The organism is Nonomuraea sp. NPDC050663 (assembly GCF_044456985.1).
Taxonomy (GTDB): domain Bacteria; phylum Actinomycetota; class Actinomycetes; order Streptosporangiales; family Streptosporangiaceae; genus Nonomuraea.
Window position 1 is genome coordinate 202,953 of sequence record NZ_JBITGL010000015.1, and the last position, 24,658, is coordinate 227,610.

The 24,658-nt window shown below is 71.3% G+C and carries 16 protein-coding genes; 12 read left to right on the forward strand and 4 right to left on the reverse strand.

Annotation, left to right across the window (positions count from 1 at the left end; all coding sequences use genetic code 11):
• The first annotated feature begins 41 nt into the window (after positions 1–41).
• The gene (locus ACIBH1_RS36450; protein ID WP_397318579.1) at positions 42–5,090 is read left to right on the forward strand and encodes a DUF5979 domain-containing protein; all 5,049 of its coding nucleotides are present in this window, start codon (positions 42–44) and stop codon (positions 5,088–5,090) included.
• A gap of 134 nt (positions 5,091–5,224) precedes the next feature.
• On the opposite strand, the gene ACIBH1_RS36455 is transcribed toward ACIBH1_RS36450, so the two are convergent.
• The 3 genes from ACIBH1_RS36455 to ACIBH1_RS36465 all read right to left on the reverse strand — a co-directional run bounded on the left by ACIBH1_RS36455 (position 5,225) and on the right by ACIBH1_RS36465 (position 7,886).
• A complete protein-coding gene (locus ACIBH1_RS36455) occupies positions 5,225–6,235 on the reverse strand; it encodes a helix-turn-helix domain-containing protein (protein WP_397318580.1) in 1,011 nt (336 codons plus the stop codon).
• 36 nt (positions 6,236–6,271) lie between these two features.
• Positions 6,272–7,282 carry an alpha/beta hydrolase gene (locus ACIBH1_RS36460; protein WP_397318581.1) on the reverse strand — a complete coding sequence of 337 codons (1,011 nt, stop codon included), beginning with the start codon at positions 7,280–7,282 and terminating at the stop codon, positions 6,272–6,274.
• A 121-nt stretch (positions 7,283–7,403) separates the two neighbouring features.
• A complete protein-coding gene (locus tag ACIBH1_RS36465; protein ID WP_397318582.1) occupies positions 7,404–7,886 on the reverse strand; it encodes a GNAT family N-acetyltransferase in 483 nt (160 codons plus the stop codon).
• A 177-nt stretch (positions 7,887–8,063) separates the two neighbouring features.
• Between ACIBH1_RS36465 and ACIBH1_RS36470 the strand changes: the two genes are divergently transcribed.
• The 11 genes from ACIBH1_RS36470 to ACIBH1_RS36520 all read left to right on the forward strand — a co-directional run bounded on the left by ACIBH1_RS36470 (position 8,064) and on the right by ACIBH1_RS36520 (position 23,078).
• Positions 8,064–11,216 carry a BTAD domain-containing putative transcriptional regulator gene (locus ACIBH1_RS36470; protein ID WP_397318583.1) on the forward strand — a complete coding sequence of 1,051 codons (3,153 nt, stop codon included), beginning with the start codon at positions 8,064–8,066 and terminating at the stop codon, positions 11,214–11,216.
• 180 nt (positions 11,217–11,396) lie between these two features.
• Complete coding sequence (locus tag ACIBH1_RS36475) at positions 11,397–11,801, forward strand: hypothetical protein (RefSeq protein WP_397318584.1); 405 nt, start codon at positions 11,397–11,399, stop codon at positions 11,799–11,801.
• 32 nt (positions 11,802–11,833) lie between these two features.
• Positions 11,834–13,042: a cytochrome P450 gene (locus tag ACIBH1_RS36480; protein ID WP_397318585.1), complete on the forward strand. Its 1,209-nt coding sequence runs from the start codon at positions 11,834–11,836 to the stop codon at positions 13,040–13,042.
• Between the two features lie 3 nt (positions 13,043–13,045).
• Positions 13,046–13,237 (forward strand): ferredoxin, encoded by a 192-nt coding sequence (locus ACIBH1_RS36485; RefSeq protein ID WP_181610781.1) that lies wholly within the window; start codon positions 13,046–13,048, stop codon positions 13,235–13,237.
• 125 nt (positions 13,238–13,362) lie between these two features.
• On the forward strand, positions 13,363–14,634 hold the full coding sequence (locus ACIBH1_RS36490) for a serine hydrolase domain-containing protein (protein ID WP_397318586.1): 1,272 nt from the start codon (positions 13,363–13,365) through the stop codon (positions 14,632–14,634).
• Between the two features lie 54 nt (positions 14,635–14,688).
• The gene (locus ACIBH1_RS36495) at positions 14,689–16,587 is read left to right on the forward strand and encodes a dipeptide ABC transporter ATP-binding protein (protein ID WP_397318587.1); all 1,899 of its coding nucleotides are present in this window, start codon (positions 14,689–14,691) and stop codon (positions 16,585–16,587) included.
• Entirely contained in the window at positions 16,580–17,530 is a 951-nt protein-coding gene (locus ACIBH1_RS36500; protein WP_397318588.1) for an ABC transporter permease, read from the forward strand. Before ACIBH1_RS36495 ends, ACIBH1_RS36500 begins: the two co-directional genes overlap by 8 nt.
• Positions 17,527–18,345, forward strand: a complete 819-nt coding sequence (locus tag ACIBH1_RS36505) for an ABC transporter permease (RefSeq protein WP_397318589.1) — start codon at positions 17,527–17,529, stop codon at positions 18,343–18,345. Before ACIBH1_RS36500 ends, ACIBH1_RS36505 begins: the two co-directional genes overlap by 4 nt.
• Before the next feature lie 4 nt (positions 18,346–18,349).
• Positions 18,350–20,164, forward strand: coding sequence for an ABC transporter substrate-binding protein (locus ACIBH1_RS36510; protein WP_397318590.1), 1,815 nt, complete (start codon positions 18,350–18,352; stop codon positions 20,162–20,164).
• Entirely contained in the window at positions 20,146–21,126 is a 981-nt protein-coding gene (locus ACIBH1_RS36515) for an erythromycin esterase family protein (RefSeq protein ID WP_397318591.1), read from the forward strand. Before ACIBH1_RS36510 ends, ACIBH1_RS36515 begins: the two co-directional genes overlap by 19 nt.
• Positions 21,123–23,078, forward strand: coding sequence for a prolyl oligopeptidase family serine peptidase (locus ACIBH1_RS36520; protein WP_397318592.1), 1,956 nt, complete (start codon positions 21,123–21,125; stop codon positions 23,076–23,078). The genes ACIBH1_RS36515 and ACIBH1_RS36520 overlap by 4 nt, the downstream gene beginning before the upstream one ends.
• Here ACIBH1_RS36520 and ACIBH1_RS36525 read toward each other — a convergent pair.
• Positions 23,053–24,648, reverse strand: a complete 1,596-nt coding sequence (locus tag ACIBH1_RS36525) for a PucR family transcriptional regulator (protein ID WP_397318593.1) — start codon at positions 24,646–24,648, stop codon at positions 23,053–23,055. The genes ACIBH1_RS36520 and ACIBH1_RS36525 overlap by 26 nt on opposite strands.
• Between the last annotated feature and the right edge of the window lie 10 nt (positions 24,649–24,658).

Genomic DNA, 24,658 nt, shown 5'->3' on the forward strand with positions numbered 1-24,658 from the left:
GCCGACGGCAACGTACCTTTTCCGACCTGCTGATGGCAGGTGTGGCGATATTCGGTCTGGTGGCCGCCTCGCCCGCCACGGCGTCGCTCGCCGCAGCCGCCGATGATCCGATGAGCGCGGTCAGCATCACCAAGACCAACGACGCCGGCGGCCCGCTGGAGCCCGGCGACGAGTTCATCTACACCCTCAACGGCCAGTGCTCCGGCCTGACCGTGGACTGCGTGCACTTCACCGTCACCGACACCCTGCCCGCGGGGCTGGACGTGACGAGCCTGCCGCAGAGCACCACCACCCGCGACGTCACCTACGACGAGTCGACCCGGCTGCTGACGGTCGTCTACAAGCAGGACCTGCAGAACCCGGATGACGAGACGGGCCTGCGCGCGGGCCAGGCGGGCACGATCGAGATCGGCATGCGGGTCCCGGCCGACACCGACTTCGAGGACGGCACCGTCGTCCCCAACACCGCGAAGGTCGACGCCGACAACGCCGACGCGAAGGACTCCACCACCGAGATCACCATCACCATCCCGAGGGTGGTGACGCCGGTCGTGACCAAGGACTGGCAGGACGGCTCGGCGGTCGCGGGCAGCGGCGAGGAGTCCACGATCACGCTGAACGTGCGCAACAACTCCTCATCGTCGGCCGAGGTGACGGAATTGAGCGTCTCCGACACCAGCGAGGAGACCTTCGAGTACTTCGACTTTCGCTCCGCCACCGTCACCGCCTTCCCGGAGGGCGCCGACCAGGCGGTGCTGGTGGTCACGCTCGCGGACGGCAGCACGGCCACCGGCGACCCGATCACCTCGCCGGGCCGCCTGCCGCTGCCCGACGGCGTGGAGCCCGCTCAGGTGGTCGGCTTCGAGGTGGTCTTCACCAACAGCCAGGGCGACCCGCTGCCGAACAGCTCCGACGGCGGCACCGTCGAGGTCGACTTGAAGCTGCGCGACACCAAACGCTCCGACGGCTCGCCGCTGCGGCCCACGGACAAGATCGTCGTCAACAACTGCGCCACGCCTTCGGCGGAGGAGACGACCGACGGCACGGTCACCGGCGCCCAGGCCTGCGACACCTACGACATCCTGCCCGACATCCTCGTCCTCGAAGGCGCCAAGAAGTTCTTCCCCGACACCGACGGCGACTTCTCGCAGGACACCGGCGAGCACGCGGTGCTCGGCGAGAACTCCCCGGTCAGCGCCATGATCGACGTGACGAACAAGTCGCCGTTCCCCGTCAAGAGCATCACGATCATCGAGCCGGACGAGACCGCCACCAGCGAGTTCGACAAGGTCGACGTGCAGTCGATCCGGCTGCGTTTCCCCGACGGCGCCACGTCGGCGCAGGTGACCGTCAACTACGCCGACGGGACCAGCACCACCAGGACCTACACCGAGAACCAGACCATCGACGTCTCCAAGCCGGGCACCACGGTCGCCTCGATCGAGGTCACCTACACGGGCGTGGACGCCGAGGGCAACCCGACCATCTCCGAGGGCGCCAAGGCCGGTCTCGACATTCACGGGACCCTCACCGACGACGTCACCGAGCAGGACGTGGCCGACGGCATCGACGACTGCGCCGGCTACAAGGGCGACGCCGGCCGTACCGACGGCAGCGGCACCGCCTCCGGCACCGCCTGCCAGAACCTGCCCGTCGAGGATCCGAACACCTCCGGCACCGGCACCAAGTCCGCCGACCAGACGGACATCCCGCTCGACCAGCCGATCCCGATGACCCTGACGGTCACCAACAACGGCAACAAGCCGCTCATCGACCCGATCGTCACCGACCCGCCGGCCAATCCCGACGGTTCGCCCAGCACGGCCAGCCCGTGGGACGTGCTGATGATCGACTCGGTGTCGGTCTCGCCGTCGAGCGCGCCGGTCACCATCGAGCTGTGGGACCCGACCGCGAACGCGTGGGTGCCCTACGACGCCTCCGACACGGCCCTGCTGGAGCGGGCGACGGGCGTGCGCGGCGTCTACGACGGCGACATGCCGCCGCAGAGCACGTTCACGATCAACATCGTCGCCGAGCGCCGCCCCGGCACCGAGAACGGCGTGACGTTCACCAACTGCTACTCGATCGACGCGGGCGGCGACTACGTGCCGACCGGTCCGGTGTGCGGTCCGAGCATGAACACCGGACCCGCCTCGGACGGCGCGTCGCTGAACAAGTCGATCAGCCCCGGTGAGCTGCCCGAATACGTGCCGGGCCTGCCGCGCCAGCACGCCGACCTCACCCTGACCATCCGCAACACCGGCAACATGTCGGCCAAGTACCTGAAGATCATCGATCAGGACAGCGACTTCTTCGACGCCGTCGACCTGGTCTCGATCAAGTCGAACCAGATGCCCAAGGGCGCCGACCGGGTCCAGATCGACGCCTACGTGAACGGCGCCTGGGTCAACGGCACCCCGTCGGGCTCGGCCGCGCTGCCCGCGGGGGTGAGCGCGGGCGACGTCACCGGCATCCGCGTCACCTACTCCTCGACCAGCACCGCCAACGACGGCTTCACGATCGTCCCGTGCGCCAGCAGCGGCTGCGACGGCATCCTGGTGCTCGACGTGAGCCCGCGCCCGTCGCTGCGCAGCAGCGGCGAGCCGGTGCCCAGCCACCTCGAGGACACCGCGAGCGGGCAGTTCATCACCAAGGTCGAGGACCCCGACACGCCCAAGGACATCGACCCCGTCACCGCGACGCTCGACCTGGTCAAGGGCGACCCGATCCTCGACGTCAGCAAGACGCCGAACACGGTCCTGGCTCCGGGCGAGGACGCCCCGTTCTACCTGAAGATCGCCAACACGGGGACCGCCAACATCCCCGACCTGGTCGTCAAGGACGCGCTGCCGCCGGGCATCCAGTTCGTCGACAGCTTCCAGGGTGACAACGGCGAGCCGTACAAGATCATCAACGCGTCGGTGCCCAGCGGGACGCCCGCCGTGCCCACGCCCGAGTTCAGCGAGACCACGAGCGGCGGCCGGGTCTCCGGGCTGACCTGGGAATTCCCGGGCACCTGGGTGCTCGCGCCCGGCGCGACGTTCACCATCGAGATCCACGTCAGGCTGGAGGCCGGCATCACGGCCGGTCAGGTCGTGACCAACACCGTCGGCGCGACCTCCTCCGACGAGGACATGGAGTGCGCGGGCGACTCGCAGACCGACGGCGACTTCGGCGACGGCCTGTACTGCGTGGCCCAGGCCACGCTGACCGCCAAGTCGGGCGCCGCCTTCGCCGCCCGCAAGTGGGTCTCCGGCAACGACTCCCTGGGCTGGTACAACACCCGCACCAAGGAGGTCGTCCCCGTCGGCGACTCGTCGTGCCTGTCGACCACCGACTCCTCGGGCCGCACCTACACCGCCAACCCGTGCATCGCACTGGTCAACCCGGGCGACCGCTACCACTACCTGGCGCGCATCCAGAATGCCGGGACCGAGTCGGGTACGGCCATGCGGATCGTCGACCGGTTCCCGATCATGGGTGACAAGGGCGTCATCCTCGACCAGTCACGCGGCACCGCCTGGGACAAGCGGCCCACGCTGGCCACCGCGCCCGCCCTGGACGGGGCCGGCACGATGGAGCTCGCCTACGAGAACGACGAGCCCCTGTGCACCGACGACCTGAACATGGGCGGCGCCGGCTCCAACGCCGACCAGTGCCCGAGCAACGTCTGGGACGACCCGTTCAGCGCGGCGGCGCGAGGATTCCGCGCCAAGATCACCTTCGATCCGGCCCTGGCGCCGGGCGCGAAGGTGGACCTCACCTGGGCCATGGACACCCCGCTCGACGTCACCCAGAACGGCGACCCGACGATCGCGTGGAACTCCTACGCCCACAACGAGGTCACCGACCGCCCCGACGGCTCGCGCCTGGCCTGGCCGGTCGCGCCGTTCGACAAGCTCGGCACGCCGCGCGTGCTGCAGCCCAACGAGCCCATCCAGGTGGGCGTCGCCCTCGCCTACGGCGACCTCAGGCTGGTCAAGCGCATCGACCAAGCACCGGACCAGATCAACGAGCTGCTGAAGAAGGTGCCGTTCCCGTTCCACGTCACCTGCGTCATCCACCCGGACGGCAGGCCCGACCAGACCGTGATCGACAAGACCTACCGGGTCACCGTCGACAAGCCGGTGACCATCGAGGGCATTCCGGCCGGCGCCGAGTGCGAGGTGTACGAGGAGTCGGCGCGGGGCGGGCAGAGCGACCATCCGCAGAACGACCCGATCGAGATCACCATCGAGCCGGGCATCGGCGAGACGTCCGTGCAGACGGCGAGGATCACCAACACCTTCGCCTTCGGCGAGCTGCGGCTGGTCAAGGCGCTCGACGGCGACGCCGCCACCTACGTGGGCGACCGCGAGTTCGGGATCAAGGTCTCGTGCGCCCTGCCGAACGCCGCCGGTGAGCCGACCGACCTGGTGCTGAGCAAGACCTACCAGGTCGCGGCGGGCGAGCCCGTCGTCATCAGGCCGCTGCCGGTGAACACCAGCTGCTGGGCCGAGGAGGTCGACACCGGGGGAGCCGCCGCGTCGGTCGTGGACCACGATTCACGTGAAACGGCCGTCGTGGTGACGGCCGACGGCGAGGGGGAGCCGGTGACCATCACGGCCACCAACACCTTCCCGGCGGCGGACATCGTGGTCACCAAGCACGTCAAGGGCGGGTCCGCCGGGCCGTACCGCTTCTCGGTGGTCTGCACGACCGACCAGGGCGAAGTCGCGCTGGCTCCCGAGGACAGCTCCTTCGAGCTGAGCGACGGCGAGTCACGCGAGATCTCCGTGCCCGACGGCGCCGCGTGCACGGTGACCGAGCAGGACGTGCCCTCCGGGGCGACGGTCACCTACGCGGCCTCCGACGGCGGCGACGACGGCGAGGTCGTGGTGGACGGCTCGGCGTCGGTCGACGTGACCAACACCTTCGACGAGACGCCGCCCGGCGGCGGCGAAGGCTCGTCGTCGGTCGGCGACGAGCTGCCGTTCACGGGGTCGGGGATCTGGACGATCCTCGGCATCATCGGGGTCGCGCTGGCCCTCGCGGGCGGGATCGGCCTGATGGTCGCCCGCACCCGCGGCGACCGCGCGGCCATGCCATGAGCTGAACGCCGGGCCCTCAGCGAGCGTCGGGTCCCCAGCGAGCGTCGGGCGGCCGACCGCGAAAGGGCGCCCGGCCCTCAGCTGAGCGTCCGCCCGGCCTGATCGCGCGTGACCGGGTCGCGCTCGGCTGATCGTCAGCCGTCGGCGCAGTGGGCGATCCGCCAGAGCAGGACCGCGACCGCGGCCCTCTGGCGGCCGCCCGGCCGCGTGAGGCTGTATCCGAGCTGGGAGGCCAGCGAGGTCAGCCGCTCCTGCAGCGTCGAGTGGTGCAGGTGCAGAACCGCGGCGGCCTGCCTGAGGCTGCTGTGGTCGAGCACGGCCTGCAGGGTGTCGACGGCCCACGGCCTGGTGGCCCTGGCCTGGTCGATCCGGCGCACGTCGTCGAGCGCGCCGGCCTCGTCAGGGGTGATCCGCTCGGCGACCACGGCCAGGGCGCCGAGGTCGTCGTAGTGCACCAGCGACGCCCCCGGCCCTTCGAGGCGGTCGGTCAGCCGCAGCGCGAGCCGGGCGTGGTCGAGGGCGGCGGGCAGGTGCGCGGGCTCGGCCGCCACCGCCGTCCCCGCCCGCAGCCCGGACGGGTACACCGGCGCCCCGGCCACGAGCGTCACGACAAGCTCGCCGACCAGCGCGGTGGACGGCGAGAGCACCCCCTCGCCCGATCCGCTGACCACCACGGTCGTCGGCCCCGTGAGGCCCAGCCGGGCGATGGCGTCGCGGCGCTCGGCCTCCGACGCGTCGGGATCGCAGGCGATCTTCACCGCCTCCCCGATCGAGCGATGCGTGCGCTCCCCGGTCAGCGCGTGGACGGCCAGCGCCGCCCGCTCCAGGATGAGCGCGTCGAGCGGCCGGCGCTCGCCCTCCCGCTCCAGCCACAGGCAGCACCCGGGCCTGCCGGGCACGGCCACCTGCGGCCAGGAGCGGGGAGCGTCGGCGGCCATGGACCGCCCCTTTGGGTCGTACCGTCGGGTCAGGCTCCTGCCGGCGTCGTGGTACCCGGCCGGACACCCCGCCAGCACGGCCGCCGCGCGGATCACGGCCGCGACGGGCGCACGCTGCTCGACCAGGCTGTCGAAGTGGGCGATGACGCGCAGCGCGCCGGCCGTCTCATCGCCGACGGCTTCGAGCTTGCCGATGAGATCGCGCACGCGGACCCCTCCCAGGTTGCAGGCCGCCCGTTGGGCTCAGTGTTCCAGCGCCCGCCGGATGAACTCGTCGCGCACCGCCGTGGAGGCGCGGGAGATCGCGGCGTGCGCGGCGATCATGTCGAAGCCGTGGAAGCCGCCGCCCCACATGTGCAGGTCGACGTTGACCCCCGCCTCCGAGAGCCGGCTCGCGTAGATCAGCACCTCGTCGCGGAAACTCTCGACCGAGCCGGCGTCGATGTAGGTGCGGGGGAGCCCGGCCAGGTTGGTCGCCCTGGCGGGGGCGGCGTACGGCGAGACGTCGGGCCCGCCGCGCCGCTCGCCGAGCAGCGCCGTCCAGCCGAACAGGTTGCTGGTGCGGTCCCAGATGCCCTCGCCTTCGAGCATGCGGCTGGAGTGCGTCTCGAAGCGGTCGTCGAGCATAGGGCAGACGAGGATCTGGTGGGTGAGGGCGGGGAAGTCGCGGTCGCGGGCGAGCAGCGCCGTGCCCGCGGCGAGCCCGCCGCCCGCGCTCTCGCCCGCGATGAGCAGGCGGCCGGGGTCGATGCCGAGCTCCGCGGCGTTCTTGGCGGTCCACACCAGACCGGCGTAGCAGTCCTCGACCGGCGCGGGGTCGGGGTGCTCGGGCGCCAGCCGGTACTCCACGGACACGGCGACGGCGTGCCCCTCGGCGACGTACGGCAGGTACATGTGCATGCCCAGCCGGCGCTCGCCGGTGACCATGCCGCCGCCGTGGATGTGGTAGATCCCCGCCTTCGGCCCCCGGTCGTCGACCGGGCTGAGGATCAGCAGGGTGATGTCGGGCGCGCCGTCGGGCCCCGGCACCTGCCGTTCCTCGACCCGCACGGTGCCGCCGGCCGTCAGGTCGACCTGCTCGAAGCCCACGAGCTGCTCGGCCGCCTCGCCGGCCAGGCCCGGCTGCCGCCGCGCCGTCAGGCTCTCCGCCGTGAGGTTGGGCAGCAGCTGGCGGAGCGCCTGCTCGACGGGCACGAGCTCCGGGTCGTACGGCGGGCGGACGGTGAGTTCGCCGAACGGGGTCTGGTCGTCCATGGTTTCTCCCTCTTGACGATTATCCTCACCCTGCGCGACCAGGTCGCAGGCGGTAACCCGCAGCTGGCGGGAAGTCGCGTGGCGCTTCCCGCCATTTGGCGGCCGGGAGCTCAGCCGACGATCAGAGCGTCTTGTAGTAGACGGCGATCGGCAGCAGCGTGCACCCGAGCTTCTCGTAGAGCGCCCTGGCGGGCGCGTGGAAGGGATCGCCACCGGTGCCGATCTCGACGACCTCGGCCCCGAGCGCCCTCATCTCGGCGAACGCGTGCTCGCACAGCGTGGTGCCCAGGTGGTGACGGCGGTGGCCGGCCGAGACGGCCAGGTGCGAGATGGCCCCGTTCTTGCGCGCCGGGTCGACGCTCCACGCCACGTAGGCGGCGATCACGTCGCCGTCGACGGCGACCGCGACGTGCTTGTGCTGGCCGGGGTCGTGGAGTTCGGCGACCTGGGTGCGGTAGTCGCCGCGCCAGTCGCCGTGCTGGTTGGCGAAGATGACCTCGCCCACCAGCGGCCGGAAGTGCTCTTCGTAGAAGGGGCCGAAGGTCTCGATGGTCAGGTCGATGAGCCGCGCCAGATCGGGCGCGGCGAAGGGACGGATGAGCATGGAAGTGCGCCTTTCACGGCTGAGGGCATGACGATGGGCGTCAGTCGGCCCGCTCACGGCCTGTTGCAGGCGCGAGCCGGCCCTCAGCTGCGGCTGCGGTCAGCGGCGAAGCACTCCATGACGCCACGATAACCCGAATGATGCTGGGTTGCTTACCCGTGACTACACTTCGGCACAATGTCTGATGTGCGAGTCGGATTGCTCGGACCCTTCGAGGTCAAGAACGACAACGGGACCGTGGTCGACGTCCCCGGGGTCCGGTTGCGCGCGCTGCTGGCCGCGCTGGCCCTCGAACCCGGCCGCATCATCTCCCGCGGCAGGCTGGTCGACTGGATCTGGGGCGAAAGGCCCCCGGCCGACGAGGTCAACGCCCTGCAGGCGCTGGTGTCGAGGCTGCGCAGGGTGCTGCCCGACGGCGTGATCGAGGCCGACGCGGGCGGTTACCGCCTGGCCGTCCCGCCCGACGCCGTCGACGTGCAGCGGTTCGAGCGGCTGGTCGCCCAGGCCCGTTCCGCCGAGCCCGCCGACAAGGCCGACCTGCTGCGCTCGGCCCTGGCCCTGTGGCGGGGCGCGGCACTGGCCGACATCGCGCTGCAGGACAGCGAGGTCTTCGACGCCGTCGTCGCGCGCCTGGACGAGCTGCACATCACCGCGCTCGGCGATCGCATCGACGCCGACATCCGGCTGGGCCGCGCCGCCGACATGGTCTCCGAGCTGACCGACCTCGTCGCCTCGCATCCGCTGCGCGAGGGATTCGTCGCCGCGCTGATGCGCGCCCTGGCCGAGGCAGGACGCGGGAACGAAGCGCTGACCGTCTACCAGCGCACCCGCGAGCGCCTCGCCGACGAGCTGGGCGCCGACCCGTCGGCCGAGCTGTCAGCGCTGCACACCGCGCTGCTGCGGGGCGAACTGGGCGCACGCACCGAGACCGTCAGGACGAACCTGCGCGCCGAGCTCACCAGCTTCGTCGGCAAGGGCGACGACATCGCCGAGGTCGCCGACCTGGCCGTCAGGCACCGGCTGGTCACCCTGACGGGACCGGGCGGCTCCGGCAAGACCAGGCTGGCCACGGAGACCGCGCGCACGATGCTCGCCGAGCTGCCCGACGGCGCCTGGCTGGTCGAGCTCGCCTCGGTGCGTGAGGGCGGCGACCTGGCGCAGGCGGCCCTCACCGCGATCGGCCTGCGCGACCAGGGCATGCTCAGCGGGCCGCGGGCAGGCGAGCCGATGGACCGGCTCGTCACCGCGCTCAGGGAGCGCGCGATCCTGCTGATCCTCGACAACTGCGAGCACGTGATCGAGGACGCGGCCGCCTTCGCCGACCGGCTCCTGGGCGAGTGCCGCAGGTTGCGCATCCTGGCCACGAGCAGGGAGCCGCTCGGGATCACGGGCGAGGTGTTGTGGCAGGTCGAACCGCTCGCGCTGCCCTCGGAGGGGGCCGACCCCGCCGAGGTCGACGACTCGCCTGCCGTACGGCTGCTGCGTGACCGTGCCGAGCTGGTGCGCAAGGACATCGGCTCCGACGCGCGCACGCTGGCGACCATGGCGCGGATCTGCCGCGCGCTCGACGGCATCCCGCTGGCGATCGAGCTGGCCGCCGCGCGGCTGCGCACCATGTCGCCCGACCAGCTTGCCCGCCGCCTCGACGACCGCTTCAGCCTGCTCACGGGCGGCAGCCGTACGGCACTGCCACGGCACAAGACGTTGCGCGCGGTCGTCGACTGGAGCTGGGACCTGCTGAGCGAGGCCGAGCGCGGCGTGCTGCGGCGGCTGTCGGTGTTCGCCGGAGGCGCGGGCCTGGAAGGCGCCGAGCGGGTCTGCGGCGGAGAGATGTTCGCCGGGGAACCGGTGCTCGACGTGCTCACCGCGCTGATCGAGAAGTCGCTGCTGGTGGCCACCGGCGAGGACGCGCCGCGCTACCGGATGCTGGGCACCATCAGGGAGTACGCCGTGCAGCGGCTCGCCGAGGCGGGCGAGGTCGAGCAGGTGCGGCGGGCGCAGCTCGACTACCTCAGCGAGCTGGCCGAGGAGGCCGACAAGCACCTGCGCGGCAGCGGGCAGCTGGAATGGCTGGTCACGCTCGAGGCCGAGCACGACAACATCAACGCCGCCCTGCGCGGGGCGATCGCCGACGGCTGGGCACAGGAGGCCATGCGGCTCGTCGGCGGCGCGGGCTGGTACTGGTTCCTCAGCGGGCACCGGGTCGAGGGCGCCGAGCTGAGCGTCGCGGCCGCCTCGCTGCCGGGCGAGGTCTCCGATGACGTGCGAGCCCTGGCCTACACCGTGGTGACGATGTTCCTGACCTCGGGCATCGGCCGCGACCAGTACCAGGCGGAGGAGTGGATCCACGAGGCGCACCGGCTGACGCGGCACAGCCCGGCCGGCCACCCGATGCTGAAGTTCGTCGCGCTGTGGGAGCGGCTGGTGCAGGACCCGACGGGGTTCATGACCGCCTTGGACCCGCTCATCGCCGACGAGAACCCGTGGGTGCGAGCGCAGGCCAGGATCACCCGTGCCCGGTTCAGGCTCACGCTCGGCGGCGACGAGACCGACGTCGACACCGACACCGAGATCGCCCTGGCCGAGTTCCGCACGCTGGGCGAGCGGCTGGGTACCTCGCTGGCGTTGTCGTTCCTGGCCGAACGGCTCGCCATGCGCGGGGAGTTCGCGCGCGCGTGCGAGCACCTCGAAGAGGCGGCCAAGGCGCTGAACGAGCTGGGCGTGCGGGAGGAGACGCTCAACCTCTGGACGCGGCAGGCCCAGCTGCGCCGGCTGCTCGGCGACGAACCGGCCAGCGAGGCGGCGATGGCCGAGGCCGAGCGGGCGGCGAGCGGCATCACCTGGCCCGACGCCCTGGCCGAGGTGGCGCTGACCAAGGCACAGCTGGCGCGCTGGCGCGGTGACCTCGACGAGGCGAACCTGCAGCTGGCGAGCGTGCGGGCGATGCTGGTGAGCGAGGAACTGTCGCCGATGATCCATGCCAAGTCCATGGACCTGGCCGCCTACCTGACCGACGACCTGGACAAGGCCCGCGTGTACCGGAACGAGGCGTTCGCCGCCATCATCGACACGGGCTACACGCCGCTGATCGCGGAGGTGCTGATCGGGCTCGCGGACCTCGCGCTGCGCCAGGGCGACGCGGAGCGGGCGGCGCGGCTGCTCGCGGCGAGCGACGTCGTGCGCGGCACCGCCGACCGCTCGCAGCCCGACGGCGTGCGGCTCGTGGCGGAGACGCGCGATCGGCTCGGCGAGGATCTCTTCGCCGAGGCGACCCGTGGCGGGCAGGAGACCGAGTGGCGGGAGCTGGCGGAGGCCACGCTCATTTCGTGAACGACCACCGGTAGCCGACCAGGTCCCACGCACCCGGGCCCCGCCCTACGGCGGGGCCCGAGCGTTTTGGCGTGCCGTCAGCAGGCCCCCGCCTGGACGTATCAGCGGCCTGTCAGTCCCGTATCAGAGCGACCGGCCAGAGTTGAGCCCATCAAGACCTGCTGACAAGGAGTGCCCATCATGTCTGTCACCCTCACCGACCAGGACCAGCTCACCATCCGCGTCGCCGCCTGGGGCGCCGTTTCGCTGATGGCGGCCGCCGGGATCGCCGAGTCGGCCCACAAGGTCGCCACCCGCGGCTCCCTCGCCCTGACCTCCGCGACCGGCCAGATCGGTCACGTGCTGGCCAAGGCGCCCAAGGGCAAGGAGCTGAACGGCAAGACGACGGCCGAGCTGGCCGACCAGGTGCTGCCGGCGCTGACCGCCTCCATGGCCCTGCTCAAGCGGCAGGACCAGGCCGAGGCCGACAACTTCCGCAGCACCGTGCTGGTGGCCATCGACTCGGCGGCCGGTGTCCACCAGGGCGAGCCCAGCCCGTCGCTGGCGGAGATGACCCGTAAGATCACCGCTGCCCTCGACGCCTGAGAACCACCACCTTCGCGATATCGGGAGTGCTCATGAGTGAATCCGTCCACACCCTCGCTGCCATGCCCACGGAACGTCGGCCCGGCTGCCCCTTCGACCCGCCCAAGGAGCTGATCGAGGCGCGCGAGCAGAGCCCGCTCAGCCGCTTCACCTTCGCCGACGGGCACCAGGGCTGGGTGATCACCGGCTTCGACCTGATCAGGCAGGTCATGGCCGACCCGCGGTTCAGCTCGCGCAAGGAGTTCATGAGCCACCACCCGACCATCGACTACTCCGGCTACGAGGTGCCGCCGGCGCCGCCGGGCGAGTTCCTGCTCATGGACGATCCGCAGCACAGCCGCTACCGCAAGCCGCTGGTGGGCAAGTTCACCGTGCGGCGCATGCGCCTCCTGACCGAGCGCATCGAGCAGGTCACCGCCGAGCACCTCGACGCCATGGAGAAGGCCGGACCCTCCACGGACCTGGTGACCGCCTTCGCCAAGCCCATCCCCGCGATCGTCATCTGCGAGCTGCTGGGCGTGCCGTACGAGGACCGGGGCCGCTTCCAGGAGAACATCGACAAGTTCCTCGGCGGGGAGACCAGTGACGAGGACCTGTTCGCGGCCTACACCGCGACCCAGGAGTACCTGGCCGAGCTGGTCGCGGCCAAGCGCGCCAATCCCACCGACGACGTGCTCAGCGACCTCATCGACAGCGACCTGACCGACGAGGAGCTGCGGGGCATGGCCCTGATCCTGCTCGCGGCCGGGTTCGACACCACCGCGAACATGATCGGGCTGGGCGCCTTCGCGCTGCTGCAGAACCCCGAGCAGCTGGCCGCGCTGCGCTCGGAGCCCGAGCTCACCGACCGGGCCATCGAGGAACTGCTGCGCTACCTCAGCGTGGCCAAGACCTTCATGCGCAGCGCGCTGGAGGACGTCGAGGTGGGCGGCCAGATCATCAAGGCGGGCACGATGGTGATCCTGTTGATGAACACCGCCAACCGCGACCCCGAGCGTTTCCCGAACCCTCACGCGCTCGACCTCGACCGGCAGGACGGCGGGCATCTGGCCTTCGGCCACGGCATCCACCAGTGCCTGGGCCAGCAGCTTGCCCGTGTCGAGCTGCGGGTGGCGCTTCCCGCGCTGTTCAGGCGGTTCCCGTCGCTCCGCCTGGCCGTACCGGCGGAGGAGGTCGCCGTGCGGCCCGAGATGGCCGACATCTACGGCGTGAAGAGCCTGCCCGTGACCTGGGATGCTTGAGCCATGAAGGTCACCGTGGACACCGAGCGCTGCATCGGCTCGGGCATGTGCGTGTATTCGTCGGAAGAGGTCTTCGACCAGGATGACGACGGCACCTCGATCGTGCTGCGGCCCGAGCCTCCTGCCGAGTTGTGGGACGCGGTCCGCCGGGCGGTGGACCGGTGCCCGGCTTCGGCGATCAAAGCGACACCGTGACGAGAAGGCCGCGTCCCCGACGAGGGGGCGCGGCCTTCTGAGCTGGCCGATCCGACGAACCGGGAGCCGGCCGGTGGTCGGAGCGGACGAACGCGATGATCCGCGCCCGGCCTACGCTGGGCCGAGTGCTGGATGAGATCAGGGGCCTGCTGCCGGAGCTGCTGGCCGAGAACGGCGTGCCGGGTGCGGCGGTGGCGGTCGACGTCGGCGGCGAGGTGGCCGAGGCCACGGCGGGTGTGCTGAACATCGCCACGGGGGTCGAGGCGACGGCCGATTCGTTGTTCCAGATCGGTTCGATCACCAAGGTGCTCACCGCGACCCTGGTCATGCAGCTGGTGCATGAGGGGAAGGTCGATCTCGACGCCCAGGTGCGCACCTACCTGCCCGGCTTCAGACCGGCGACGGTCCGCCAGCTGATGTGCCACGTCGCGGGGTTCGAGGGCGACGTCTTCACCGACACCGGCAAGGGCGACGACTGCCTGGCCGCCTACGTCGGCCTGCTCGGCGAGGTGCCGCAGATCTTCGAGCCGGGCGAGATGTTCTCCTACAACAACGCCGGCTTCTGCGTGCTGGGGCGGATCGTCGAGGTCGTGCGGGGCAGGCCGTTCGACGCGTGCATGCGCGACCACCTGTTCACCCCGCTGGGTATGACGCACGCGGCCAGTGATCCTTACGAGGCGATCCTCCACCGCACGGCGGTGGGCCATCTCGGCGGGGCTCCCACCACGGTCTGGGCGATGGCACGCTCGAACGCGCCGGCCGGGTCGATGCTGGCCATGACCGCCCGCGACCTGCTCGCCTTCGCCCGGATGCACCTGGCGGACGACCGGTTCCTGCCCATGCTGCGGCCGCAGGTCGCCCTGCCGGACATCGGCTGGGGCACGGCCTGGGGCCTGGGTTGGGAGCTCTACGACCTGCCGGGCGGCCTGGTCTACGGCCACGACGGCAACACGATCGGCCAGTCGGCGATCCTGCGCGTCGATCCGGCCCGGGACATGGCCGTGGTGATCCTCACCAACGGCGGCTCACCGCGGCCCTTGGTGAAGGAGATCGTCGGCCGCCTGATGGAGCTGCCGGAGGACCCGGTCCCCGATCCGGCGCGGCACGTGGACGCCGCCCGCTATGTCGGCACGTACGTGTCGAGCACGAGCCGGACCACGGTCAGCGCGGACGGCCAGGGCCGGTTGTGGCTGGATCATGTGCCTCTCGGCGTCTTGGCGGAGCTCGACGAGGAGCCCTACCGGACGGAACTGCTCGCCTGGCGGGGCGACGCGCTGATCCCCGCCGAGCCCGGCCGCGGCCCGGTGGCCTTCGTGGGCGACGACGGCACGGGCCGGGCCCGCTTCCTGCACACCGGCCGCGCCGACGTTCGTTCGGCCGGACGAATCGCCTCCTGAACATTCGCCGGCGCGGACGAACACCGCTACCAGCCCAAACTCCACTATCGTCGCGTGGATGTACAGAAAACCCTGTCAATCAGGGATCTGTCGGTAGAAATCCGGCGCGGTGACCGGGTCGTCCGGCCTGTGTCGAACGTCAGCCTGGAACTGGGCCGCGGCGAGACCCTGGGGATCGTCGGCGAGACCGGCTCCGGCAAGTCCATGACCGGGCTCGCCATCATGGGCATGCTGCCCGCCGGCGGCCGGGTGACCGGCGGGGCGATCGACTTCGCCGGCCGGGACCTGCTCACGATGGACCCCAGGCACTACCGGGGCAACGAGATCGCGATGATCTTCCAGGACTCGCTGACCTCGCTGAACCCGACCAAGAAGATCGTCGAGCAGGTCGCGGAGCCCGTCCGCCTGCACCGCGCGGCCTCCAGGCGAGCCGCCCGCGAGCGCGCGGAGCAGATGCTCACCCAGGTCGGCATCAAGCGCGACGGCTACCCCCACCAGCTCTCCGGCGGCCAGCGCCAGCGCGTGATGATCGCGATGGCCCTGGTCTGCGAGCCCGAGATCGTCATCGCCGACGAGCCCACCACCGCTCTCGACGTGACCATCCAGGCCGAGATCCTGGACCTGCTCGACGAGCTCAGATCCGCACGCGGCATGTCGATGATCCTCATCACGCATGACATGGGGGTGATCTCCCAGCGGGCGGATCGTGTCGGGGTGATGTACGGCGGGCGCGTGGCCGAGTCGGCGCCCACCGCGACGCTCTTCGGCCACACCCGGCACCGCTACACCCGGGCCCTGCTGTCCGCCATCCCCACGCTCGCTCACGACAGGCACGAGGCGCTGTTCAGCATCCCCGGCTCCCCGCCCGACCTGAGCCGGCCCGAGCCGGGCTGCCCGTTCGCGCCCCGATGCGAGGCGGCCACGGACCGGTGCCGACAGGAGCAGCCGCCGTTCACCGGCACCTACGCCTGCTGGCACCCGGCCGGCGGGCCGGCGCAATCGGTGAAGCGGGAGCGGATCCGCCGGGGCAGGAGCGGCGGCGCCCTGCTGAAGGTCGACGGCCTGGTCCGCGAGCATCCGGCGGGACGCCGTACCGTCAAGGCCGTCTCGGGCGTGAGCTTCGAGGTGGCGGCGGGCGAGACGTTCGGCCTGGTGGGGGAGTCGGGCTGCGGCAAGTCGAGCCTGGGCAGGATGCTCGTGGGTCTCGACAGGGCAGACGGCGGTCAGATCCTCTTCGAGGGCGAGAAGCTCACCCGGCCGCGGCCCGCCGTCCAGATGATGTTCCAGGACTCCGGCGCCGCGCTCGACCCGCGCATGCGCATCGGCCGCATCCTGCGCGAACCCCTGGTCATCCAGGGCATCGGCGACCGCGACGAGCGCGTGAGACGGCTCCTCGACGACGTGGGCCTGCCGGAGGGCGTCCTCGACCGCTACCCGTACGAGCTGTCCGGCGGCCAGCGCCAGCGGGTCGGCCTGGCCCGCGCGCTCGCCCTGGACCCGAAGGTCCTGATCGCCGACGAGCCGGTCAGCGCGCTCGACGTCTCCATCCGCTCCCAGGTGCTCAACCTGATGCGCCGCATCCAGCTCGAACGCGGCCTGAGCAGCGTGGTCATCTCGCACGACCTCGCGGTCGTGCGCTACCTCGCCGACCGGGTCGGCGTCATGTATCTCGGCAAGCTCGTGGAGACCGGTACCACCGACGAGGTGTACGGCTCCGCCGCCCACCCCTACACGGCGGGCCTGCTCGCGGCCGTTCCCGAGGGCGAGAGGAACGGGACGCGGGTGAGCGGCGAGCTGCCGAGCTCCATCGACCCGCCCAGCGGCTGCAGGTTCCGCACCCGCTGCGCCCTGGCGACGGAGACCTGCGCGCGGATCGAGCCGCCCATGACGACGCTCGGCGGCACCCACCGGGTGGCCTGTCACTACCCGCTCCAGGGGGGCCGCAATGGCTAGGTACGTGCTGCGCCGCCTGGTGGTCTCGGCCTTCGTCCTGCTCGGGATCTCCGCGGCCGTCTTCTTCATGCTGCACCTGGTGTCGGAGAGCCCCGGCCGGGTCGTGCTGGGCCAGCGCGCCTCCCCGGAGGCGGTGGCCGCCTTCAACAGGGAGCACGGCTTCGACCGCTCGGTGATCACGCAGTACCTCGCCTACCTGGGCCAGCTGCTGCGCCTCGACCTCGGCCGCTCCTACAAGCTGAACGAGGACGTCGCGACCCTGCTCGCCCAGAACGCCGGACGCAGCGCGATGTTGTCGCTGGCCGGGCTGGTCGTGGCGCTGGTGATCGCGATCCCGCTCGGCATCCTGCAGGCGGTCAGGCGCAACAGCCTCGTCGACCGCGCCACCACGGCCGTGTCGTACGTGCTGTACGCCACCCCGTCGTTCCTGCTCGGGCTCCTGCTGATCGCGATCTTCAGCCAGACGCTCGGCCTGTTCCCCGCCGAGGCCTCCCAGTCGCACTCGCCCTGGGTGATCTTCACCGATCCGTGGGCCATGGCGCTGCCCGTGACCACGCTGGCCGCCGGGAGCATCACGGTCTTCGCGCAATACCAGCGCTCGTCCGCCCTCGACCAGCTCGGCCAGGACTACATCCGGGTCGCGCGGGCCAAGGGCCTGCCGGAGCGGCTGATCCTGCTCCGCCACCTGCTCCGCAACGCCTGCCTGCCGCTGATCACCCTCGTCGGCACGCTCGTCCCCACATTGCTGGCGGGCAACCTGATCGTCGAGTCCCTCTTCAACTACCCGGGACTCGGCCTGCTCTTCCTGAACAGCCTGCATCGCGAGGACTATCCCGTGCTGCTCGCCTACACCCTCATCGGCGGCGTCCTCACCGTGGCCGGCAACTTCGTCGCCGACCTCCTGGTCGCCGCCGCCGACCGCCGAATCGAGTTGAGAACATGAGGCGGCATCCGCTCGCGCTCGCCGGGGGCGTGCTCCTGGTGCTCATCGCCGGGTTCTGCTTCCTGGGCCCGCTGGTCCACCCGACCAACCAGACCGACGTGGACCTGGTCAACGCGGCCCTGCCGCCGGGGCCCGGCTTCCCGCTGGGCACCGACACCAACGGCTTCGACGTGCTCGGCCGGCTGATGGCGGGCGGACGGGTGTCGCTGCAGATCGGCCTGCTGGCCGCACTGTTCGCCACCACGATCGGCACGATCTACGGCGCGGTCGCCGGCCTGGCCGGCGGCGTGGTCGACGCCTTCCTCATGCGGCTGGTCGACGTCATGTTGTCGATCCCCTTCCTGTTCTTCGTCCTGATCCTCTCGGCGCGCTTCCACGCGAACGCGGTCACGCTGGCCCTGGTCATCGGCTGCTTCTCGTGGCTGCTCTCGGCGCGGCTGGTGCGCGGGGAAGTCCTGACGCTGAGGGTCAGGGAGTTCGTGCTGGCCGCCAAGGTGATGGGCGCGTCCAGGAGCCGGGTCATCCTCACCCACCTGATCCCCAACGCCCTCGGCGTGATCATCGTCAACGTCACCTTCCAGGTGGCCGACGCGATCCTGGTCGTCTCCGCCCTGGGCTTCCTGGGCTTCGGCCTGACCTACCCGACCGCCGACTGGGGCAGCCAGCTCGCCGCCGGCGTCACCTACATCTCCGCCGACTACTGGTGGCTGGTCTATCCCGTCGGCGTCTGCATCATCCTCACCGTCCTCGCCCTCAACCTGCTCGCGGACGCGCTCAGGGACGCGATCGGGCGACCCACCTCAGTCAGGAGTTAGCACCATGCGTGGACGACTTACGCTCGCGCTCGTCGCGCTGCTCGCCGCGTCGGCGTGCGCAGGCGGCGGCGCACCGGCGAAGGACATCGCGAAAGAGCCGCCGAAGCAGACCGGCACCCCCAAGGACGGCGGCACCGCCGTCGTGGCGCTGACACCCGGGCTCAGCCCGAACTACATCTACCCCTATCCACCGGCCGCGGCCAACGGCACCGTGATCGCCCGCGGCCAGCTGTGGCGCTCGCTCTACCGACCGAGCGGCGAGGGCGACCAGGTCGCCGACGCCGCGCTGAGCCTGGCCGAGCCGCCCACCTACAGCGCGGACCGCAAGACCGTGACGATCAAGATGAAGGACTACCAGTGGTCGACCGGCAAGCCGGTCACCGCCGACGACGTCGTCTTCTCCGTCGCCCTGCTCAAGGCGGCGCTGGCCAAGAGCCCCGCCAACTGGAGCTTCTACACCCCCGGCCAGTTCCCCGACGGGATCACCGCCACGGCGAGCGCCCCCGACACGCTCACCCTCCAGCTGGAGACGGCCTACAACCCGTCGTACCTGCTGTCGATGCTGACGCTGCTGTACGTCATGCCGTCGGCCGAGTGGAACATCGCCCGCGACGGCGGACCCCACCTGGACTTCACCCAGCCCAAGAACGCCGGGGCGATCTACGACTACCTCACCAAGGAGTCGGGCGACCAGTCGACCTTCGCCACCAACCCGCTCTGGCAGGTGGTCAACGGGCCGTACAAGCTCAAGAGCTTCGACCCGACGACGGGCTCCTTCTCGCTGGTCCCGAACACCTCCTACAGCGGGCCGGGTGAGAAGCGGCTCGACCAGGTCGACTTCAAGGCGTTCACCTCGGCGTCGGCGGTGCTCAACCAGTTCAAGGCCGGCAACCTGACCGTCGGCACGCTCGACTCCAGCTTCATCTCCCAGATCGAGGAGCTGAAGGCCAAGGGCTACAACGTCTACGGCGGCCCAGCCCCTGCCCGGTTCGACTCGCTGACCATCAACTTCAAGCACACGGTCGACGGGTTCGACAAGGTCATCGCCCAGCCGTACATCCGGCAGGCGCTGCAGCGGCTGATCGACCAGAAGGGGTACGTGGCCGGCCGGGGCATCTACAACGGCGCCGGGTCGGTCAACTACAGCACGGCGGGCAGCGGTTCGCCCTACCCTCCGGCCTTCGGCGAGAACCCGCCCTACCCTTACGACCCGGCGGCCGCGCAGAAGCTGCTCACCGACCACGGCTGGAAGGTCGTGCCCGACGGCGCCACCACCTGCGAGCAGCCCAGCCTGTGCGGCGACGGCATCGAGCAGGGGCAGAAGATCAGCTTCACCATCGCCTCGGCCAACACCCCCGCATACGTCGGCGCCCGTGACGTCGCGTTCGTGTCGGCGGCCAAGAAGCTGGGCATCGAGGTCAAGCTCGTGACCAAGTCGCTCAACTACATGTACGCCAACTACGGCAACTCCTTCGCCCCGGCCAAGGCGGACGAGTGGGCGATGCAGGACTACGGCCCGCTCTACCTCGCCGCCGGATACCCCAGCGGCAACACGGTGTTCAACACCGAGGGCAGCTTCAACCTGGGCTCCTACGCCAGCGCCGACGCCGACAAGCTGATCGAGGCCTCCACGTTCGGCGCCGACGAGAAGGCGCTGTCGGCCGAGGTCACCGCCCTCGCCTCGGACCTGCCCGTGCTCTTCTTCCCGACCCCGCACACGCTGGTGGTCTGGAAGAACACGCTCTCGGGTCCCGACGCGTCGTTCAGGGCGCTGCTCAGCTTCCTCTACTCGCCGGAACAATGGTATTTCCACAGCTGATCACCGAGCTGCCGCGCGAGGTCAGGGTCGTGGCCCTGGGCGAGAGCGCGCACAACATCGCCGAGTTCTACGAGCTCAAGGACCGGATCCTGCGGTATCTCGCCGAGCAGCACGGGTTCACGGCCTTCGTGATGGAATCCGGGTTCGCCGAGGGCCTGGCGGTCGACGCCTGGGTCCGGGGCGGCCCCGGTGACATCACCGACGTCTCCCGCGACGGCATCACCTATCGCTTCGGCGACAACGACGCCATGCGGCGGCAGCTCGCGTGGATGCGCTCGGCCGGAGTCGGCTTCTACGGGATGGACCTGCCCGGCTCCTCCACCTCGCCCGGCCCTGCCGTCCGGGTCGTCGCCGAGCGCATGCCCGGGGTCGACCAGGAGCTGCTGCGCCTGAGCGATCTGGGCGGCAGGACCGAGGCGGCGGTCCGCTTCGCGGCCCTTCCCGGCCATGACCGCGACCGGCTGCTGTCGGGCCTGGGGGAGCTGACCGAGCGGGCGCTCGCGGACCCTGACCCGGTCGTACGGCAGGCGGCCGCCTCGCTGCGCGCCTTCCTCCAGGAGCTGCGGCCGATCCCGGAGGGCGAGCCGTACCCTCGCGAGGTCTTCATGGCCGACACCGTGCGCTGGGTCCTGGAGCGCGAAGAGCGCGTGGTGGTCAGCGCCCACAACGTGCACGTGCAGCGCACGCCGTTCGAGGGCAGGCCGATGATGGGCGAGTTGCTGCATCGCGCGCTGGGCGATCAGCTCGCCGTCGTCGGCCTGACGTACGGCTCAGGCCCGGCGATCCGGTTCGTGGAGCGCTCGCCGCGCCCCTTCGACTGCGACGTCCTGCTGGAGGAGCTGGAGTCCGGCGCGCCGCCCGAGGCGGGCCGGGAGTACGACGCGGTCGTCCACCTGGAGCGGGCCACACTGATCCCCGGCGCGTACGAAAGGCTGCGCGCCGAGTTCGAGGAGTACCGATGAACTACCCGCCCGCCCGGACTGTGGAGGTCGTCGAGGACGTCGCCGGGATCCCGGTGCCCGATCCGTACCGATGGCTGGAGGAGGAGACCCCAGAGGTGCGGGCGTGGCAGCGGGAGCAGGCCGCGCTGGCCACCTCCGTGATCTTCGACGGCGTCGACCGCGACGCCGTCCGTGACCTCGTCCTGGCCTACGACGCCGGATCCCGGCCCGCTCTGCCCCGGTATGCGGCCGGGCTCTGGTTCCGCGCCTCCGGCTCGGGCGTGGTCGCCTCCGGCCTGCCGTACGGGGAGGGGCGCGAGGTGCTCTCGCTGGACGAAGGGGTGCTTTCGTGGCTGGCGCCCTCGCCCGACGGGCGGGTCCTGGCCGCCGGGATCTGCCGGGACGGCAGCGAGCACAACACGATCCGGCTCGTCGAGGTGGACAGCGGGCGCCCGCTCGACGGCCCCGAGCAGGTTCTGCACAGCGCGTGGGTGGGCGGGGTGTCGTGGCTGCCCGACAGCAGCGGGTTCTACTTCTTCGCGCTCACCGGCTCGCCGGAGGAGTTCCAGCAGGCGGTGTTCGTCCACAGGCTGGGGACGGGCACCGCGCCGGAGCCGGTGCCCGTGGGAACCTCGAAGGAGTACACGCTCATCCAGGCGAGCACGTCATGGGAGGTCGCCAGTCACCGCGTGGGCAGCCCGATCCCCATCGCGGTCCGGCGGCCCGGGCAGGAGTGGCGGCCGTTCATCACCGACTGCGCGGGCACGATCGCCGGCCACATCGTCGGCGACCACTACGTCGCCGTGACGGACGTCGACGCCCCGCGCGGGCGGGTCGTCGCGATCGCGCTCGACGATCCCGGCGACTGGACCGAGCTCGTCCCGGAAGGTGACACGGTGCTCCGGTCGCTCACGCCCGTCGGGGATCGGCTGTATCTGAGCGAGTTCGACCAGGTCTTCGCCCGGGTGCGCATCCTCGACCAGGAAGGGAAGGTCGTCGGCGAGGTGCCGCTCCCGGGACGCGGGGCGCTGTCCGCGCCGTTCTTCCCGCTGACCGGGCTGGCCGCGGGCAACCCGGCGCCCTGCTTCGTCTTCGCGTTCTCTACGCTGACCAGCTCGTGGGGGGTGTACGGCCACCGGCCGGGAGGCGAGCTCGACACCCTCGTCGCGCCCTCGGTGACACTCGACGCGACGATCGAGGAGGGCAGGGCGATCGCCCCTGACGGCGCGGCCGTGCCGTACCACGTGGTCTCGGGCGGTTCGCCAGGCGCCCCGGTGCTCGTGTCCGCGTACGGCGCCGCCAACGTGCCCCTGCTGCCCGCCTACCAGCCCGATCTGGCCGCCTTCGTCGCCGCGGGCGGCACCCTGGTCCAGGCCTACCTGCGCGGGGGCGGCGAGTTCGGCCGCGACTGGTGGCTGGCCGCGCACCGCGAGCGCAAGCACGTGCGCGATGCCGACCTCGTCGCGGTCGCCGAGCATCTGATCGCCACCGGGCAGGCCACTGCCGGCCGGCTCGCGCTGACCGGCGGATCCGACGGCGGTCTCATGTGCGGCGTCGCGGTCACCACCCGCCCCGATCTGTGGCGCGCCGTCCTGCCGCGCGCGCCCCTGCTCGACCTGATCGGCGGCACGCGCGACCCGTACCTGGACTTCGTCATCAGGAAGGCCTGGGGAGACCCGGACGATCCCGAGGATGTGCGGCGGTTCCTGCGGTTGTCGCCGTACGAGCTGATCCGCCCAGGGACCTTCCCCGCGGTCTACCTCCAGGCGGGAGCCACCGACCCGCGGTGCCGTCCCTGGCACGCGCGCAAGTTCGCCGCCCGCCTCCAGGCCGCCCAGCAGGGCCCGGCCCCGATCCTCGTGCACGTCTTCGAGAACGCCGGACACGGCGCGGCGACCGGCCACGACGTCGCGGTGGAGCAGGACACCGAGTGGCTGGCGTTCCTGATCAGGAGTCTTGGCCTGCGGATCTGATCGACATCAGGCGCAGCTGCAGCATGGCCGCCAGCCGGGCGCCCGGGTCCGCGAGGTCGATCCTGCCGACCTCGGCGGCCCGGCGCAGGCGATAGCGGAACGTGTTCGGATGCACGTACATGGCCGCGGCGGCGACCGCCACGTCGCCGAAGGCGTCGAGCCACGCGCGCAGCGTCTCGACCAGGCTGGCCTGGTGCTCCCTGTCATAGGCCACGATCCTGGCGATCGCGCCGCTCGGCAGGTCGGCCCGCGGGACCAGGTCGGCCAGCTCCAGCAGCAGCGCCTCCACGTGCACGTCGTCGAGCAGGGCCACCTGCTGGTCGAGCACCCCGGCGCGCAGGACACGCAGGGCCTGCTCGGCGCCGGAACGCGACCTGGCGAGCGCCGAGCTGTCCCTGGCCAGGCGGCCGACGCCGATCAGCGGGCGCAGGCGGGAGCCGACCCGGCCCAGGAACTCCGTCGCGATCAGGGTCGCGCGCTCCTCGGCGTCGTCGCGGGCCAGCGGCAGGATGCCGTACGCCACGTCGCCGATCAGCGCGGCGACGGCGCGCGGGTGGATCGCGGTGAGATGCATCGCGAAGGCGTCGGCCAGGCGCTTGCGCTCGGCGCCGACCTGGGCGGGCGTCTCGGTCGCCGCGGGCGCCACGGTGAGCGCGAGCACCACCGTGGGCTCGTCCTTCAAGCCGAGCCGGCGCACGGCCTCGCGGCCTTCCGAGCCGCTCTCCAGCGCGGTGGCCAGCAGGTCGGCGCGCAGGCGGCGCTCGCTGTCGGCGTCGGCGCGCTGCCACACCATGTGCATCGCGACGAGCTTGGAGGCCTCGTAGAGTGCCTGGCCGCGCTCCTCGCCCAGGGGCTCGGGCACGACGACCCAGATCGTGCCGAGGATCTCGTCGCCGGCCCGCACGGCGATCGCGGCGCGCGGCAGCTCGCCCGTCTCGGGCAGCGCCTCCACGAAGACCGGCCGGTCGCTGCGGTAGATCGCCTGGAACACCCCGCGCTCCTCCAGGATGCGGGTGAAGTGCGGAGGGACCTGGCGGCCGAGGATCGTCTGGACCCGCGACGGGTCGGCCTCGTCCTGGCGTCCGGAGAAGGCCAGCAGCCGCGAGTGGCGATCCTCGATGGTGACGGGCGCGTCGAGCAGGGCCGCGATGGCGTTGGCCACGGCGAACAGGTCGCCGGCGCGGGTCCTGCCGCCCGTGTCGTACGGATCACCGGCGCCGGTCAGGGTGCGGAGCATGCCGGTCAGGTCGTTCCACGACGCGCCGCGGGCGAAGGCCAGGACGACGACGCCCGTTTCCTTCGCCGCCGCGACGAGATTCTCATCTGGTTCGACCGGCGCCCGGACCACCAGGCCCACGGCGCCCTTCTTGCCGAGCCGGTCGACCACGTCCGCGAGGTCACCGTGCAGACCCACCCCAAGAACCAGGGCATTGTTGGGCAACTCAGGCTCGTCGAGCGGATCGTAGATCACGACGCCGCCGATCTCGGCCGGTCTCACGTCGCCGCAGACCACGTCGAGGATGGTCGAGCCGAGCTCCTCCAGCAGGTGGGTCAAGCGTTCTTTCTGCATGTCGACTTCA